This is a genomic window from Streptomyces sp. NPDC057253 (assembly GCF_042669125.1).
Classification (GTDB): domain Bacteria; phylum Actinomycetota; class Actinomycetes; order Streptomycetales; family Streptomycetaceae; genus Streptomyces.
Map to the genome: position 1 here is coordinate 18,856 of NZ_JBHUXV010000072.1, position 16,654 is coordinate 35,509.

Sequence of the window (16,654 nt, forward strand, 5' to 3'; positions counted from 1 at the left end):
CGAAGGCTGGGGCGCAACGGAAGGAGCAGCCCACCTTGGAACGGACCCGTCCGCCAGCTCCTTCCGACGCGCCCGCGCCGACTCCTGCGCCGACCCCGTCGGCCGCGGACGCCTGCTTGCCGGACGCCGCCGTGCTGCTGGACGGTCTGCCCCAGCAGCGGAGCGGAGCGGCGGCGGTCACCGGCGGGTCACCGCAGCAGGCGGCAACGGCCGTCCCCGCCCGCCGGATTCGCGTCCCGCGCGCGTGGCGGCTGCTCCCCACCCCCACCGGAACGCCCTTCACCTTCGGCTACGGCGCGGTCCTGGCCGCCGTCTCGCTCGGCACGGCACATCTGGACCCCGCCCTGGTGCACACCCTGCTCCAGGGCTCCAGTACCGATGTCGTGCACCTGGTGCGCACGCCGGTGCTGGTGCTGCTCACCAGCGCGCTGTGGATCGCGGGCGGCATCCTCTCGCCGTACGCCATCGCCCTGTTGTTCGTCCTCACGGCGCTGGAGCGGCGGATCGGCGGCATGCGCACGGTCGCTGTCTTCCTGCTCGGGCATGTCGGCGCGACCCTGGCGACGGAGGTCCCCACAGGCGTCGCGGTCCTGGCCGGGCACCTCCCCGCCTCCTCACTGCACCGCCTCGACTACGGCGTCAGCTTCGGCGTCACCGCGAGCCTCGGCGCGCTGGCGGGGCTGCTCCGGCCCTGGCTTTGCTGGCCGCTGCTCGCCCTCTTCGGCTGGGTGCTGGTGACCGACCTGATCGCGTTCACCGACCCGCTGACCGACTGGGGCCATCCGATCGCCCTGCTGATCGGTGTCGCGACCTGGCCGCTGATGCGGCGGTGGTACCGGGACCGGCGGCCCGTCGCCGCCAGGTAGACCCGACGTCCCCGTGGTCCCGTGTCAGCGGGTCGGTGGTGTCCAGACGTAAGGCGTCGTCGTGGTCACCGCGTGGAAGCCGAGCCGGCGCAGGATGGGGCGCTGTCGTCCGAGGCGTCCACGTGCAGATAGGTGACCCCACGGGAGACGGCGAGAGCCGCGCGAACGGCCACCAGGGCGCGGTAGATGCCCCGGCCGCGCCACTCGGCGAGCGTGGAGCCGCCCCACAGGCTCGCGAACTCGGTGCCCGCGCGGAACGCCAGCCAGGCCGCGCACACCACCTCGCCGTCCGCCTCGGCGACGTAGACCGCGATCTCCTCCGGCGCGGAGGAGACCCTCCCGATGAGGTCCTCGGCGAGCCAGCTCCAGTCCTGGCCCCACACCTCGGACTCCATCGCGGCGATCCGGCGCATGTCCGCGTCGGCCGTGACCCGACGCAGGGTCACACCGTCCGGCAGTGCGGGCTCTCCTACGGCCATCTCGGCGGCCCGGCCGATCAGCACCGTCTCCCGTTCCTCGGGCACGAAACCGGCCGCGCGCAGCCGCTCGGTGAGGTCGGCCGGGGTGTCGCGGGCCGGGTCTTCCACTCCAGCGCCTCGCCGCGCGCCGCGAAGAAGTCACGCTGGCGGGTGATGAGTTCGTCGAGCGCGTCACCCTCGACGCCGAGGTCGCGCGGGCCGCTCACGAAGCCGCGGAACTGCCCGACGATCCGCAGCAGCGGCCCGTCCTGCTCGTAGGTCACCCCGGTGGGCGGGGTCGGGGGAGCGCCGCGCATCTGGTCGTCGTAGGCGGCGAGGAGGGTCTGTATGTCCGCGGTGGTCATGGTGGGTCGTCCCCGTGTTCTCTTGGTCCGTCGTGCCCCGGGCACCGGTCACCGGGTCCCGCCGCCGGGAAGAGCCGGCGTCGACCGGATGTTGTCCGTCATGCGGCCGGCGAGGAGCCCCGGAGGTGCCGGGGCGATCACCGGCGCAGCATGACAGAGGCCGTCCCGGGCCGCCTCCGGGTTTCCCGCGGGCGGTGACGGACAGTCACGCGACGTCCGGTCCGACGAACTTCGCACTGGTGAGCGGAGCTTCCACATGCCAGCCCAGGGACTCGTACAGCCCCCGGCCCGCGGGCGTCCCCGCCAGGACACCGGTCCTCGCGCCCGTGGCGGCCGCCGCGGTCTGGAGCGTGCGCATGACGACGCTGCCCAGGCCTCGCCGCTGATGCGCCGTCACGGTCTCGATCTGGTCGAAGACGGCGGTCGCGCCGGTCGGGGCCACCTGGCCGCGAGCGGCGAGGGAGCCGTCGGGCGCGGCGACGAGCACGCGCGTGACGCCGCCGACGGACCACACGCGCGTGCGGTAACTGTCCGGCACGTCGGCTTCCGCTCGCCCGTCCGCCAGCGGGACCGTCATCAGATACCCGGGCTCGGGATCCACCCACCAGCCCTCGCCCAGCCACTTCCCGACGATCTCCGGGTCGTGGAACACCTTCAGCCACACCCCGGCGCCCGTCACCGCGTCCGCGACCTTGCGCACGGCGCCCTCGTCCACGCCGTCGCCCAGCGCCTCGAAGACATGCCGCGAGACGTGCGCGATCTGCCCCACGTCCACGGTGAACCCCCACGCCTCACGCTGCGGCGGCGCGGCCCCGCGGGACACGACCCAGCCGTCCACCCACGCCTGCACGATGTCGTTCACCGGACCCCCTGTAATGGTCTCTGCTGTCGCTCACCTATTACGGGCGTCACGATAGGCGCCGGGTGCCGGTCGCGACGGCGGTGATCGCCCACAGCGAACAGGGAAGGGGGTGGGGAACATTCGAAGGCTCATGTGCATTGAGTCGGCATAGCTCAACTTGACTGCCGAAGGGGAGATCATGGCTTCGACGTCCACACCGCTCACTCTGCCTGTGCTGCCGCTCGACGACGAGGTCGTGCTGCCCGGAATGGTGGTGCCGCTGGACCTGAACGACGCCGACGTCCGCGCCGCGGTGGAGGCCGCCCAGGCCGCCGCCCGTTCGGAACCCGGCAAGCCCAAGGTCCTGCTGGTGCCGCGGATCGACGGGACCTACGCGAGCACCGGTGTGCTCGGCACCGTCGAGCAGGTCGGCCGGCTGGCCGACGGCGACCCGGGTGCCCTCATCCGCGGCCGGGGCAGGGTGAAGATCGGTGCGGGGACCACCGGCCCGGGCGCCGCCCTGTGGGTCGAGGGGACCACGGTCGAGCAGACCGTCCCCGAACCGCTGCCCGGTCATGTCGCCGACCTGGTCAAGGAGTACAAGGCCCTCGCCACCGCCTGGCTGCGCAAGCGCGGCGCCTGGCAGGTCGTGGACCGCGTGCAGGCCATCGACGACGTGTCCGCCCTCGCCGACAACTCCGGTTACTCACCCTTCCTGACCACCGAGCAGAAGGTCGAGCTGCTGGAGACCGCCGACCCGGTCGCCCGCCTCAAGCTCGCCACCCAGCAGCTGCGCGACCACCTCGCCGAGCAGGACGTCGCCGAGACCATCGCGAAGGACGTCCAGGAGGGCGTCGACAAGCAGCAGCGGGAGTTCCTGCTCCGCCGTCAGCTGGAAGCCGTACGCAAGGAACTGCGCGAGCTCAACGGCGAGCAGGAGGGCGAGGAGTCCGACGACTACCGCGCCCGCGTGGAGGCCGCCGACCTGCCGGAGAAGGTGCGGGAGGCCGCACTCAAGGAGGTCGACAAGCTGGAGCGGTCCAGCGACCAGTCGCCCGAGGGATCGTGGATCCGCACCTGGCTGGACACCGTTCTCGAACTGCCGTGGAACGAACGGACCGAGGACGCGTACGACATCCAGGGCGCCAAGGCGGTCCTGGACGCCGAGCACGCCGGCCTTGAGGACGTGAAGGAGCGGATCACCGAGTACCTGGCGGTGCGCAAGCGTCGCAGCGACCGGGGCCTCGGGGTCATCGGCGGGCGGCGCGGCGGTGCCGTGCTGGCCCTCGTCGGCCCGCCCGGCGTCGGCAAGACCTCGCTGGGCGAGTCCGTCGCGCACGCCATGGGCCGCAAGTTCGTCCGGGTCGCCCTCGGTGGCGTCCGGGACGAGGCCGAGATCCGCGGCCACCGCCGTACGTACGTCGGCGCGCTGCCCGGCCGGATCGTGCGGGCCATCAAGGAGGCCGGTTCGATGAACCCGGTCGTCCTGCTCGACGAGATCGACAAGGTGGGCTCCGACTTCCGCGGCGACCCCGCGGCGGCCCTCCTGGAGGTCCTGGACCCGGCGCAGAACCACACCTTCCGCGACCACTACCTGGAGGTCGAACTCGACCTCTCCGACGTGGTGTTCCTCGCCACGGCGAACGTCCTGGAGGCCATCCCCGAGGCCCTGCTCGACCGCATGGAGCTGGTCCGCCTCGACGGCTACACCGAGGACGAGAAGATCGTCATCGCCCGGGACCACCTGCTCCCGCGCCAGCTGGAGCGGGCGGGCATCGAGAAGGACGAGGTCACGCTGGAGGAGAGCGCGCTGCGCAAGCTGGCCGGGGAGTACACCCGCGAGGCGGGCGTGCGCACCCTGGAGCGCTCGATCGCCCGGCTGCTCCGCAAGGTCGCGGCCCAGCACGAACTGGGCGAGCGGGAGCTGCCGTTCACCATCGGCGCGGACGACCTGCGCGCGCTGATCGGCCGCCCGCACCACGTGCCCGAGTCGGCCCAGGACCCGGCGGAGCGCCGTACGGCCGTCCCGGGTGTGGCGACCGGACTCGCGGTCACCGGAGCGGGTGGGGACGTCCTCTACGTGGAGGCGTCGCTGGCCGACCCGGAAACGGGCGCGGCCGGGCTGACCCTGACCGGCCAACTGGGTGACGTGATGAAGGAGAGCGCGCAGATCGCGCTGAGCTTCCTCAGGTCGCACGGCGCCGAGCTGGAGCTGCCCGTCGCCGACCTCAAGGACCGGGGCGTGCACATCCACTTCCCGGCGGGCGCGGTGCCGAAGGACGGCCCGAGCGCGGGCGTCACGATGACGACGGCACTGGCGTCGCTGCTCAGCGGCCGCCTGGTCCGCACGGACGTGGCGATGACCGGCGAGGTCTCCCTGACCGGCCGGGTCCTGCCGATCGGCGGGGTGAAGCAGAAGCTGCTCGCCGCGCACCGCGCCGGGGTGAGCACCGTCATCATCCCCAAGCGCAACGAGGCCGATCTGGACGACGTCCCGGTGGAGGTGCTGGACAAGCTCGACGTCCATGCCGTCACCGACGTCCGCCAGGTCCTGGAGCTGGCGCTGTCCCCGGCTGTGAACGGGGCGGCGCCGGAGGTTCCGGTGGCGGCGTGACGGACGCCTCCGGATGAGGTGAAGGCCCGGGTTCTCGTGAGGGAGGCCCGGGCCTTCGCCGTGTCAGGGAGCGCGTCAGCCCCTGGCGAGCGCCTGGACGCGGTCCAGGGCGCCGTTGAACTTGTCGTGGTCGCCGACCGTCGGCCCGGACGAGGTGTACTGCCACATCGTGTAGCTGCTCCACCCCGCCGGCAGCGTGCCCGCGGTCGAGGCGTAGCGGGCGACCCACAGCGGGTTGGCGGAGAAGCCGGCGTAGTTGCCGGTGCACTGGGACCACCAGCTGGTGGAGGTGTAGATGACGGCGCTGCGGCCGGTGCGGGCCTTGTACTGGTTCAGGAAGTCACGGATCCAGCTGACCATCCCGCTCGCGCTCTTGCCGTAGCAGGAGTCGCCGTACGGGTTCCACTCGATGTCGAGGGTGCCGGGCAGGGTCCTGCCGTCGGCGGACCAGCCGCCCCCGTGGTCGACGAAGTAGTTGGCCTGCGTTGCGCCGCTCGTGGTGTCCGGCGTGGCGAAGTGGTAGGCGCCGCGGATCATGCCGACGCCGTAGGAGCCGGTGTACTGCTGGGAGAAGTAGGGGTTCGTGTAGTACGTCCCCTCGCTCGCCTTGTTGTAGGACCAGCGGACGCCGCTGTTCCACAGGGTCGTCCAGGAGACGTTGCCCTGGTAGCTGGCCACGTCGACGCCCTCGGTCTGGGCGGCGCGGGTGCCGGTGGGCAGGCCGCCCTGGCCGTCGTGGGCGACGACGCCCATGCCCATGCGGGCGGTGCCGCGGGCGGGGGTGGCGGGGGTGGCGGGGGCGCTGGTGGTGGCGGGCGCGGTGGTGGTCGCGGTGGCGGTGGCGTCGGGCGGTTCCGCGGCCGACGCCGGGGTTATGGGTATCAGCGCGCATACGGCTATGAGGGCGCCGGTGAGGAACAGGTGCCGTGGGCGGGGGGATCCGGGTCTGTGCGCGGGCATGGCGGGCCTCCGAAGGGCTCGGTGATGCTCGGTGGGGGACACCCGGCCGGGGTGTATGGCGTGGGCATGCCAGACATCGCCTGGTCAAGAAGCTACGCACGGGTGCGAGCTGCTGGGAAGAGGGACCGGTTGCTGCCGTTGGTCTAGCCCTGCGAAATACTTACGGAGCTGCGGCAACCGCGCAATTTGGCGGAAACTTTCAGGACCGGGAAATCCGAGGCAGGGGCTGACGTGCACGAAGACGGAAACGGCGGCGCGGGCCGGGGCGGGGCGGACGCTCCGCCGAGCGGTGTGGACCAGCCCGGATTCCTCGCACTCGAACGTGAGTTGACCGTTCTGCTGCGGCGCGCCCGGGCCAACCAGGGGGAGATGGCCCGCGAGGTCCACCCCGACCTGGAGTCGGCGGCCTACGGTCTGCTGGTCCGTCTGGATGAATGCGGCCGTCAGCGCGCCACCGAACTGGCGGGCTACATCGGCGTCGGCAAGGCCACGATGTCCCGTCAGCTGCGGGCGCTGGAGGAACTGGGCCTGGTCGCCCGCGAACCGGACCCCGCCGACGGCCGCGCCTGGCTGGTCGACCTCACCGAGGAGGGCCGCACCCGGGTCCAACGAGTCCGAGACGCCCGCCGCGCCCGCTACGCGGGCCGCCTGGCCCACTGGAACCCGAAAGAGGTCACGGAACTGGCCCGCCTCCTGCACCAACTGAACCGGGGCATGGAGAAGTAACCCGCGGTGTGCCGGTGGGACGGGCGTCCCATGCCGGCCGACCGGGGCGTGTGGTGGGGGCCGGTCGGGTGGCTCGGGGTTGCCCGGGCAGGTCGTCCGCTTCGGCCGGACGGGTGGCTCGGTGTGGGCTGTTCGGGGCATCCGGGGGCGGTGGGTCGGGCTGTTCTGTGTCGGTTCGAGTGGGGCGTCCGGCTTCGGTCAGGTCGCTCGGCGTCGGTTGGTCGGGCTGCTCGGTGCCGGCCGGTCGGGTCGCCGGTGTCGGCTGGTCAGTCGGTCGTCCGTCGGCGGTCGGTCGGGACGTGCGGCGCCGGTTGATGTCGGGTCGCCCGCGTCGGCCGGTCGGGGCGCGTGGTGTCGGCCTGTCGGTCGCTCCGCGTTGCCTGGGCGGGTTGCTCGGCGGTGGCGGTCGGTCGAGTCGGCCGCCGCACTACCTGTCGCGGTGCCGCTCGCCATCCTGCGGGGGCGCCGATCAGCTCGCCCTCTTGAAGGGCGCCGGTTGCCGCGCCCGTCGAGCCGCCCGGCCCCAGCGGCTCCCGCCGGCGCTCGCCGCGCCTGGTCGAGTCGTCCGGCCCCTGCGACTCCCGCCGGCGCCCTCCGCGCCTGGTCGAGTCGTGCGGCCCCTGTGGCTCCCGCCGGCGCTCGCCGCGCCCGATTCAGACGCCCGGCCCCAGGGCCGCCGCACCCCTCCGCGCCGCCCGGCCTCAGCGCCCGCCGCCGTCGGCCCGCCCCGCCGCCCCCGCCGCAGGCCTCACAGTTCCGCGTACACCACCGTCGCGTCGTCGTGGGTCTTGCTTCGGTGGAGATATGTTCGCGACTCCGCGTCTGCCTGTTCCAGGTCTCGGACGCGGTTCACCAGGGCCTGCGCCCCCCGCTTGTGGACGAACGTGAAGCAGTCGGTCCAGTTGCCCTCCTCGAAGCGCTCCACCCAGCGCGCCGCCCCGTCCGTGAGTGCCACCAGGGTGCGGACCTGGGCGCGGTCCAGGGAACCCGTCACCGAACGCCCCGCCACCGAAGGATCCGCCGCCGCCGTGAAGAAGCCGCCCTCCTTGTTGCGGAGGTTGGCGTCGATCAGCGCGTCCGTGGCCAGCGCGGCGCGCGGGAGCCGGGCCAGCCGGTCGTCCAGCACCGGCGTCACCACCCCGTCCGGGGACTCCACCAGCAACACCGAGTCGGACAGCACCAGGTACTCCACCGTCGCCGGCGACCACCGCGCCAGCACCACCGTCGCCTGAGGCGTGCGCGGGTGAGAAAGGTCACAACCTTCACCATGTGACCGAGCTGTGCGCGCGATGGCCCCCGACAGCACCTCCACCAGCGGAACATCCATGAGCGAAACGGCCAGTTCGGTCAGCGCCCCACCGAGCCGCGCCGTGAACCAGGGAACCGAATGCAGACACCCCGTCCCGCTCCGCGGCGGCGTGACCCCGTCGAGCGCGACCAGTACTCCGCCCCGCCCCGACGCGGGCAGGGCGACACTCGCGAAGTCCTCGTTGGGCCGTTGGACATCGCCGGGTTCCGAGACAAGTTCCGTACGCATCCGGCCAGTCTGCACGACCCCTTCACAAGCTTCGCCAAAGCCCGCCAACGGTCGCGGAATTGACGCAGTCGCGCAGGTCAGACGCCAGATTTAGGGGGGAATGGCGCACTCCGGGACGGCGTGGTGGCGAATCCTGCCACCGGTTCTCCCCGGCGTCCAACCGGCCCGCCACACCCGACACGCGCGCGTGCCTCAGGAACTTGCCCGCCAACTCCCCAACGGGGTTCACTCCTTCGGGTGGCGGCTCAGGTGATGCTCGCCCACCGCCCACCGGCGCTGGGAGGGTCGGGAATCGCACCCCGGTGTGCACACCAGTTGACGGAGCGTCACTCCGGGCCCATGGGTATCACGAGTTCAGGAATGCGAGCAGCGGTGCAGAAGACGCGGCCTCGTCGCACAGGCAAGCAGACGGCCTCCGGCCACGGCACGGAGCCCACGTCCGGCGCCCCCGAGACCCCCGTCGGCAAGGGCCGCCCCACCCACGTCCGCACCCGGCTGATCGTCGCCGTCGCCGTCGTGGCCGCCGCGATCGCCGGGGCCGGCGCCCCCTCCCTCGTCACCGCGTCCGCGGACCTCCACGAGTCCCAGGACCTGGTGACGCTCGCCGAGCAGACCCAGGACGCCCTCGACCTCGCCCACGCGCTCGCCGACGAACGCGACGAGGTCACCCCCTACATCGCGGCCGGCCGCCCCAAGTCCAAGGCCCCCGGCGAACAGTCCAGCGCCCGCGTCGACCGCCAGGTCGAGGAACTGCGCGCCGACACCGACCTCTCCCCGGCCCTGCGCGGCGACCTCGACGACATCGCCGCCGTACGACGCTCCGCGCTCACCGGGAAGTCCACCGCGCTCGAAGCGCACAACGCCTACTCGGCCGCCATCACCGAGCTGCACCGCCTCGCCGAGGAACTCGCCGCGAAGACCCCGCCCCGCGCGGGCTCCGGCGGCTACGCCCTCGCCGAGCTCGACTCCGCCGTACAGCAGGCCGCCGCCACCCGCGGACTGCTGCTCGCGGCCCTCAGCGTGCCCACCACGACCCAGAGCGTCTACGACCCGATCACCGGCCTGACCACCGCCAAGAAGGTCACCTCGGCCGCCGACGCCAAGCAGCGCGCCGCGCTCAGCGCCGCCGCCCAGCAGGCCCGGCTGCGCTCCGACGCGGCCCTCGCCGACTTCCAGGAGTCCGCGCCCGCGGCCGCCAAGAGCAGCTACGACTCCACGGTCACCGGCCCCGAAGTCAACTCCGCCGACGAGTACCTCGCGGCCCTCACCTCCCAGCCCACCCTCTCCAGCGGCGAGCTCGGCACCAGCACCACCAAGCTCGACGCCGCGCTCTCCGCCCGCGTCGACCTGATGCGCGGCGCCGAGTCGGCCCTCTTCGACCGCCGGGTCAAGACGCTGGAGCAGCTGCGCGACGACGACGTCACCGCGCTGGAGCTGCGGGTCGCGGTCCTCGGCGCGCTGATGCTGCTCGCCGTCGGCATCGCCACCGCCATGGCCCGCACCCTCACCCGGCCGCTGTCCGTGCTGCGCCGCGGCTCCGCGCGGCTCGCCGGGGCCGAGGACCCCACCACCGAGGAAGCGGTCTCCTTCACCGGCCGCAACGACGAGTTCGCCCAGGTCGTCCGCTCCGTCAACGCCCTGCACGCGCACACCGTCGCGCTCACCGAGCGGATCACCACGCTGGAGGCCGACCGCAAGCACCTGGTCGGCCAGCGCCAGAAGATGGCCGACGCCCGCGAGCAGCTCAAGGGCGAACTGGCCGAGTCCGCGGCCCAGTTGGCGCGTCTGCGGGAGACGATCGGTGCCACCTTCGTCAACCTCGCGCTGCGCACCCTCGGCCTCGTCGAGCGGCAACTCGCCGTCATCGAGCACCTGGAGGAGCGCGAGCAGGACCCCGAGCGCCTCTCGACCCTCTTCAAGCTCGACCACTTCGCCACGGTCATGCGCCGCCACAGCGAGAACCTCCTCGTCCTGGCCGGCACCGAGCACGTCCAGCAGAGCGCGGGCCCGGTCCCGCTGGTCGACGTCGTCCGCGCCGCCGTCAGCGAGATCGAGCGCTACGAGCGGGTCCGGATCGCCGCCCTGCCGCCGCACGCCCATGTCGTGGGGTTCGCCGCGGACGACCTCTCCCACCTGCTGGCCGAACTGATGGAGAACGCCACCGCGTTCTGCCCGCCCGACCTGCCCGTCGAGGTCTCCGGCTGGCTCCTGGAGAGCGGCGAGGTCATGCTCTCCGTCCAGGACGAGGGCATCGGCATGACCGCCGAGCGCATGACGGCCCTCAACTCCCGCCTGGCCGACTTCGATCCCGAGGCCGCCTACGAGTCGTACGACGAGGGCGGGGAGGGACTGGGTCTCGGCCTGTACGTCGTGGCCCGCCTGGCGCACCGGCACGGCGTCCGCGTGCAGCTGCGCGAGCAGAAGCAGGGCGGGGTGGCCGCGGTCGTCGTCCTCCCCGGGGCCCTGCTCACCGCCGCGCCCGCCTCCGCCGTACCGGCCGCCGACGCCCCGGGCACCGACGCCGGCCACTCCTTCGCCCTCCCGGGCGCGGACGCCGAGGTCAACTCCAACGTCCTGAGCGGCCGTTCCCAGGGCGACCCCCTGGTCACCCTGGCCGAGCAGGCCGTACGCGAGCAGGCGGGGGAGACCGCGGCCGAGCACGCCGTACGCGAGCAGCCCGCGGAGACCCCGGCCGAGCACGCCGTACCGGAGCAGGCGGCGGAGTCCCCGGCCGAGCACGCCGTACGCGAGCAGCCCGCGGAGTCCCCGGCCGAGACGACCATGGAGCTGCTGGCACCCGTACCGGCACAGGAACAGCCGGAACCGGTGACGCAGGACCCTGCACCAGCACCCGCCCCGCACGACCCGCAGCCGCACGAACCCGCGGCCGAGGTCGAGGCCGAGACGGAACACACCCGCGCCGACGACGAGCCCCTCACCGACAAGGGCCTGCCCAAGCGCACCCCCAGGATCACCGCACCCACCGCCCCGGCCCCGCGCCGGCGCAACACGTCCGTGGACGCCGAGGCACTGCGCCGCAGGCTGGGCGGCTTCCGTCGGGGGGCGGAGGCCGGTCACCGGGACGTGGAGGCCGAGATCAAGGAACAGACCGGCGAGACCGCGCTGCCGGCCGCAGAACACCGCACCGCATCCGAAGAAGCCACGGGGGGCACAGTCGAGGAGGCAAGCAGTTGACCGCGCCCAGTACCTTCGGACTGAGTCGTGAGGCCCGCAATCTCCACTTCCTGCTGACCAACCTGGTGGAGGAGGTCCCCGGCGTCCAGTCCGTCGCCGTCGTCTCCTCCGACGGCCTGCTCCTGCTCTCCTCGGACGCCGAGCGCAACGCGCAGGCGCGCGAGGCCCGGGAGGGGAAACCCAGCGGCCCGCGCGGCTCGTCCGCCGACCTCGCGACCATCGTCTCCGGCATCGGCAGCCTCACCCTCGGCGCCGCCAAGCTCATGGACTTCGGCTCCACGAAGCACACCATGATCGCGATGGACGAGGGCAGTCTGTTCGTGATGTCGATCAGCGACGGCTCGCTGCTCGGAGTCCACGGCTCCGCGGACTGCGACATGAGCGTGGTGGCGTACCACATGGCCCTGTTCGTCGGCCGCGCCGGACACGTCCTGACCCCCGAACTCCGCAGCGAGCTGCGGCAGTCGCTGGAGAACGAGGGGACGGGGAGCGCCCGATGACGAACCGGCCCGACCTCCCCGTCCGCGGCGGCGAGCGCAAACCGGCCCGCGTCCGCCCGTACTCCCTCACCGGCGGCCGCACCCGCTTCGGTCACATCCTCCTGGTGGAGACCTTCGTGGCGGCTCTCGAAGCCCCGGAGGAGCGCAAGGAGTTGACCAACGGCTCGCTGAAGTCGGTCATGCCGGAGCTGCGGGCCATCGTCGAACTGTGCCGCCGGATGCGCACGGTGGCCGAGATCGCCGCGCTGCTGAAGATGCCGCTCGGCGTGGTCCGGGTGCTCCTCAGCGACCTCGCGGACCAGGGAAAGATCCGTGTGTACGGCACCGGTACCGCTCACGGTACGGGCCGTCCCGACCGCGCTCTGCTGGAAAGGGTGCTGAGTGGACTCCGTCGCCTTTAGGGACCTCGCTGTCGAGGACACCGACGACAACCTCAAGTCCTGGCAGACGGACCGCACCCGGGCGCCCGTCGCCACCAAGATAGTCGTGGCCGGCGGCTTCGGCGTCGGCAAGACCACCCTCGTCGGCACCGTCTCGGAGATCGAGCCCCTCCAGACGGAGGCGCTGATGACCGAGGCCAGCGAGCAGGTGGACGACCTCACCGGCACCCCGGAGAAGGTCACCACCACCGTGGCCATGGACTACGGCCGCATCACGCTCGACGACGACCTGGTCCTGTACCTCTTCGGCACCCCGGGCCAGGAGCGGTTCTGGTTCATGTGGGACGACCTGGTGCGGGGCGCGATAGGCGCCGTCGTCCTGGCCGACACCCGGCGCCTCAAGGACTCCTTCCCCGCCCTCGACTACTTCGAGAGCTGCGGACTGCCGTACGTCGTCGCGGTCAACCACTTCGACGGCAGCGAGCTGTTCGACCCGCAGGACGTGCGGGAGGCGCTCACGGTGCCCGCGCACATACCTGTCATGATCATGGACGCGCGGCGGAGGATCTCGGTGATCGAGACGCTCCTGTCCCTCGTCGGGCACGCGCTGGACGTCACCCCCGAGTAGCACCGGTTAAGGAGCCATCACCCGCATGCGGAAGATACTCGTCGTCGGAGCCGGCCAGTCCGGACTCCAGCTCGCCCTCGGCCTTCAGTCGCACGGCTACGAGGTCACCCTGATGTCCAACCGGACGGCGGACGAGATCCGGGCCGGCCGGGTCATGTCGACGCAGTGCATGTTCCACACGGCACTCCAGCACGAGCGCGACCTCCAGCTGAACTTCTGGGAGTCCCAGGCCCCGAAGATCGAGGGGCTCGGCGTCTCGGTGGCGGCCCCCGGCTCGTTCGACCCGGGGCCCTCGCAGCGTGCGATCGACTGGCTGGGCAGGCTCGACGGGTACGCGCAGTCGGTCGACCAGCGGGTGAAGATGGCCGGCTGGATGGAGACCTTCGCCCAGCGCGGCGGCCAGCTCGTCATCCACGGCGCGGCCGTCGGCGACCTCGACTACTTCTCCCGTACGTACGACCTGGTGCTGGTCTCGGCGGGCAAGGGTGAGCTGGTCTCGATGTTCGCCCGCGACCCCGAGCGCTCCCCGTACACCGAGCCGCAGCGCGCCCTCGCCGTCTCCTACGTCCACGGACTGGGCCCGCGCCCCGAGCACCCGGACACCGAGGCGGTCCGCTGCAACCTGGTCCCGGGCGTGGGCGAGCTGTTCGTCATGCCGACGCTCACGACCTCCGGCCGGGCCGACATCCTGTTCTGGGAGGGCGTGCCCGGCGGCCCGCTCGACGTCTTCAACGGCGTGAAGGACCCGGCCCGGCACCTCTCCCTGACCCTGGAACTGATGGAGAAGTTCCTGCCCTGGGAGTACGCGCGCGCCACCAAGGTCGAACTGACGGACGCCGGTGGCACGTTGGCCGGCCGCTACGCGCCCACCGTGCGCAACCCGATAGGCCGCCTGCCCGGTGGGGGACTGGTCCTGGGCGTGGCCGACGTCGTCGTCGCCAACGACCCGATCACCGGGCAGGGCTCCAACTCCGCGTCCAAGTGCGCGGCCTCGTATCTCGCGTCGATCCTGGAACACGGGGAGAAGGAGTTCGACGAGGAGTGGATGCGGGGGACGTTCGAGCGGTACTGGGACACGGCTCAGCACGTCACCAAGTGGACCAACGCGATGCTGGCCCCGCCGCCGGAGCACATCCTCAACCTCATCGGCGCGGCAGGCCAGTTGCAGCCGGTGGCGGACCGTTTCGCCAACGGCTTCGACAACCCGGCGGACTTCGAGAACTTCTTCTACGAGCCGGAGAAGACGGGGGCCTACCTGGCTTCGGTCGCCGGGGCCTGACCGGCACCGTCCGGACGTACGGCTCCGAGGATCGGGTGGGACGCGATCGGGGAGATCTTCACCTTCTCGCCCGTCCTCGGGGCCTCGATGACCTGGCCCTTCCCCATGTACATCGCCACGTGCGTGGCCTTCGGGAAGTAGATCACCAGGTCTCCCGGGCGCAGTTCCTTCAGCTCGATCCTCGGCAGCCGGGCCCACTGCTCCTGGCTGGTCCGGGGGATCGGGGTGCCGGCGTGTGACCAGGCCTCGGACGTCAGACCCGAGCAGTCGTACGTCCTCGGGCCCTCCGCGCCCCATTCGTACGGTTTCCCGAGCTGGCGCCGGGCGTACTCCAGGGCCTTCCCGCCCACCGCGGTCGGCCTGCGTTCCGCCTCGCCCAGCGCGCCTGAGGTGGTCAGCTCCTCCTGCGCCTTCGCCACCCCCTTCTCCTCGAACTCGGCCAGCCGGGCGAGCTGTTCGGCGGTGAGGGAGGCGAGGAGCTCCTCCACGTCGGCGAGCTTCCTGCGTACGTCGTCCCGGTCCTTCTTCTGCCGGGCCGCGAGGGTGAGTTGGTCGTCCAGGGCCTTGCGGGCCACGCGGGCGAGGGCGTCGGCCCGGTGCTCGGTGCCGGTGAGGCGGCCCACCGTCTTCGCCCGCTCCCTGGCCAACTGGCCGATGACATGGCCCTGTTCGAGCGCGTGCTGGGGGTCGCGGGCGAGCAGGAGGCGGACGTAGGGGGAGATGCCGGTGACGCTCTGGTACTGCTGGCGGGCCAGCCGCCCCGCGGCACCCCGGCTGTCGTGGAGGGAGAGCCGAGCCCGGGAGAGCGCGGTGTCCAGGCGGGTCACCTCGGCGCGCTTCTCCCGCAGCTTCTCCTCGGTGGCGTTGTAGGTCTCGGTGGCCTGCTCGGCCTCCTGATACAGCCGCTGAAGATCCGTCAGCAGCTCGGCGACGGTCCGCTCACCCGGCTCCGTCACGCTCCGCTCACCGGGCTCGGCATCGGTCCCGCCCGGCTCGGCATCGGTCCGCTCCCGCGGCTCGGCCACGGTCCGCTCGCTGGGCTCCGGCACGGGTGCGGCCGCCGCCGGCAGTGGTGCGAGGACCGTGCCGGCCGCCACGGCCGCCGTACACACCAGACGCAGAAGCCTTCCTGACACGTCATCACCTCCCGTGCGGAGCAGCCCCTCTGTTCCGCACGGCGAGCATCAGGCGGTGCTCAGTTCTTCGCGCGCCGGGTGTGGGCGGTTCGGCGCAACCTCGTCACCCGTCGGTGTCGGCCGGCTTGTCGGGCTTGCCTGGGTCACCGGGCTTGCCGGGCTTGCCGGGCTTGGACCAGGGCCACTTCAGCCCGCCGTCCGCATCGCCCTCGGGTGCGTACGCGTACTTCCACCCCTTCTGGATCCCCAGTTTGGTGTGCCCCCTCGGCACCCGGTGGTACACCAGCACGGTGGGCGGGCCGCCGGCCGCGTCGGGGACTGGGATGCGGTACGTCTTCGGGGGGTGGCCCGTCGGTCCCAGCAGCACGGGCAGCACCCGGCCGTCCATGGGGCCGCCCTCGAAGGGGGTGTCTTCGCTCTTCACGGCACCAGTGTCAGCCATCCGCCGCGAGGGCCGTGACCAGCGCGGCGGTCTGCGGGTCACGGTTCGCGGTCACGGAGAGCACGGCGACGAACTGCTCGACCAGCCAGTCCCGCAGCTCCGCCACGGGGGGCTGCTTGCCCTCGTCGAGCCAGATCAGCGAGGCCGCCTCCACCGCGGTGATCCACATCCGTACGGTCATGCGGAGCCTGAGGCCGGGCTCGGCGACGCCTAGGTGGCTGAGGATGTGCTCGGCGGCGGCCCGTCGTACGCCGTCCACGATGGCCGTGGTCCGGGACGTCTCGACGACGCTGCCGCCCTGGAGCAGGGCGCTGAAACCGGCGTCGTGCTCGTCGACGAAGGCGACATAGCGGTCGAGGGCGCGGGACAGGCGGACGAGGAGGGGCCCTTCACGGGGTTCGTCGAAGCACTGCTCCAGCTCCTCGGCGGCGGACCTCAGCGCGGCCTCGTAGAGCTGCTGCTTGCCGCCGGGGAAGTACCGGTAGACCAGCGGCCGGGAGACTCCGGCCGCTTCCGCCACGTCGTCCAGGGACACGTCCTCGGGGGCGCGGTGCGCGAAGAGGCCGAGGGCGGCCTCCAGAAGCTGACTGCGTCGCTCCTCGACACTGAGACGGCGGTAGGCGGGCGCGGCAGGGGTCATGGATGCAGCGTAGTCCGGCGTCCGCGGGCGCGTCGTGGCTGGTCGTGACCGCGCTGGAAACCCGGTGGCTCCGGCGGCGGCCGCCTG

General features: G+C 72.3%; 14 protein-coding genes and 1 pseudogene. 8 read left to right on the forward strand and 7 right to left on the reverse strand.

The window, feature by feature from the left end:
* Positions 1–35 precede the first annotated feature (35 nt).
* Positions 36–866, forward strand: coding sequence for a rhomboid-like protein (locus ACFULQ_RS31530; RefSeq protein WP_383550499.1), 831 nt, complete (start codon positions 36–38; stop codon positions 864–866).
* Positions 867–890: 24 nt separating this feature from the next.
* Here the strand turns inward: ACFULQ_RS31530 and ACFULQ_RS31535 are convergent.
* Both ACFULQ_RS31535 and ACFULQ_RS31540 read right to left on the reverse strand, forming a co-directional pair.
* A pseudogene (locus ACFULQ_RS31535) lies at positions 891–1,689 on the reverse strand (GNAT family N-acetyltransferase).
* Between the two features lie 205 nt (positions 1,690–1,894).
* The gene (locus tag ACFULQ_RS31540) at positions 1,895–2,551 is read right to left on the reverse strand and encodes a GNAT family N-acetyltransferase (protein WP_383550501.1); all 657 of its coding nucleotides are present in this window, start codon (positions 2,549–2,551) and stop codon (positions 1,895–1,897) included.
* A gap of 178 nt (positions 2,552–2,729) precedes the next feature.
* Here ACFULQ_RS31540 and lon point away from each other — a divergent pair, with 178 nt between their 5' ends.
* Entirely contained in the window at positions 2,730–5,144 is a 2,415-nt protein-coding gene (gene lon, locus ACFULQ_RS31545; protein WP_383550503.1) for an endopeptidase La, read from the forward strand.
* Positions 5,145–5,219: 75 nt separating this feature from the next.
* Here lon and ACFULQ_RS31550 read toward each other — a convergent pair whose 3' ends face one another.
* Entirely contained in the window at positions 5,220–6,104 is an 885-nt protein-coding gene (locus ACFULQ_RS31550) for a lysozyme (RefSeq protein WP_383550505.1), read from the reverse strand.
* Positions 6,105–6,335: 231 nt separating this feature from the next.
* Between ACFULQ_RS31550 and ACFULQ_RS31555 the strand changes: the two genes are divergently transcribed.
* Positions 6,336–6,830 (forward strand): MarR family winged helix-turn-helix transcriptional regulator, encoded by a 495-nt coding sequence (locus ACFULQ_RS31555; protein ID WP_383550507.1) that lies wholly within the window; start codon positions 6,336–6,338, stop codon positions 6,828–6,830.
* A 748-nt stretch (positions 6,831–7,578) separates the two neighbouring features.
* Here the strand turns inward: ACFULQ_RS31555 and ACFULQ_RS31560 are convergent.
* A complete protein-coding gene (locus tag ACFULQ_RS31560) occupies positions 7,579–8,367 on the reverse strand; it encodes a protein phosphatase 2C domain-containing protein (RefSeq protein WP_383550509.1) in 789 nt (262 codons plus the stop codon).
* 372 nt (positions 8,368–8,739) lie between these two features.
* Here ACFULQ_RS31560 and ACFULQ_RS31565 point away from each other — a divergent pair, with 372 nt between their 5' ends.
* Genes ACFULQ_RS31565 through ACFULQ_RS31585 form a run of 5 tightly spaced genes read left to right on the forward strand, consistent with a single transcriptional unit; the run spans position 8,740 to position 14,349 of the window.
* A complete protein-coding gene (locus ACFULQ_RS31565; RefSeq protein WP_383550511.1) occupies positions 8,740–11,562 on the forward strand; it encodes a nitrate- and nitrite sensing domain-containing protein in 2,823 nt (940 codons plus the stop codon).
* Entirely contained in the window at positions 11,559–12,062 is a 504-nt protein-coding gene (locus ACFULQ_RS31570) for a roadblock/LC7 domain-containing protein (protein WP_383550513.1), read from the forward strand. Before ACFULQ_RS31565 ends, ACFULQ_RS31570 begins: the two co-directional genes overlap by 4 nt.
* A complete protein-coding gene (locus tag ACFULQ_RS31575; protein WP_383550515.1) occupies positions 12,059–12,463 on the forward strand; it encodes a DUF742 domain-containing protein in 405 nt (134 codons plus the stop codon). Before ACFULQ_RS31570 ends, ACFULQ_RS31575 begins: the two co-directional genes overlap by 4 nt.
* Positions 12,444–13,070 (forward strand): ATP/GTP-binding protein, encoded by a 627-nt coding sequence (locus ACFULQ_RS31580; protein ID WP_383550517.1) that lies wholly within the window; start codon positions 12,444–12,446, stop codon positions 13,068–13,070. Before ACFULQ_RS31575 ends, ACFULQ_RS31580 begins: the two co-directional genes overlap by 20 nt.
* A 25-nt stretch (positions 13,071–13,095) precedes the next feature.
* On the forward strand, positions 13,096–14,349 hold the full coding sequence (locus ACFULQ_RS31585) for a styrene monooxygenase/indole monooxygenase family protein (protein ID WP_383550519.1): 1,254 nt from the start codon (positions 13,096–13,098) through the stop codon (positions 14,347–14,349).
* On the opposite strand, the gene ACFULQ_RS31590 is transcribed toward ACFULQ_RS31585, so the two are convergent.
* The 3 genes from ACFULQ_RS31590 to ACFULQ_RS31600 form a co-directional block, all read right to left on the reverse strand.
* Positions 14,322–15,485 carry an NlpC/P60 family protein gene (locus ACFULQ_RS31590; protein WP_383550521.1) on the reverse strand — a complete coding sequence of 388 codons (1,164 nt, stop codon included), beginning with the start codon at positions 15,483–15,485 and terminating at the stop codon, positions 14,322–14,324. The genes ACFULQ_RS31585 and ACFULQ_RS31590 overlap by 28 nt on opposite strands.
* A gap of 103 nt (positions 15,486–15,588) precedes the next feature.
* Positions 15,589–15,927: a hypothetical protein gene (locus tag ACFULQ_RS31595; RefSeq protein WP_383550523.1), complete on the reverse strand. Its 339-nt coding sequence runs from the start codon at positions 15,925–15,927 to the stop codon at positions 15,589–15,591.
* Positions 15,920–16,567, reverse strand: a complete 648-nt coding sequence (locus ACFULQ_RS31600; protein WP_383550525.1) for a TetR/AcrR family transcriptional regulator — start codon at positions 16,565–16,567, stop codon at positions 15,920–15,922. Before ACFULQ_RS31600 ends, ACFULQ_RS31595 begins: the two co-directional genes overlap by 8 nt.
* Positions 16,568–16,654: the final 87 nt, after the last annotated feature.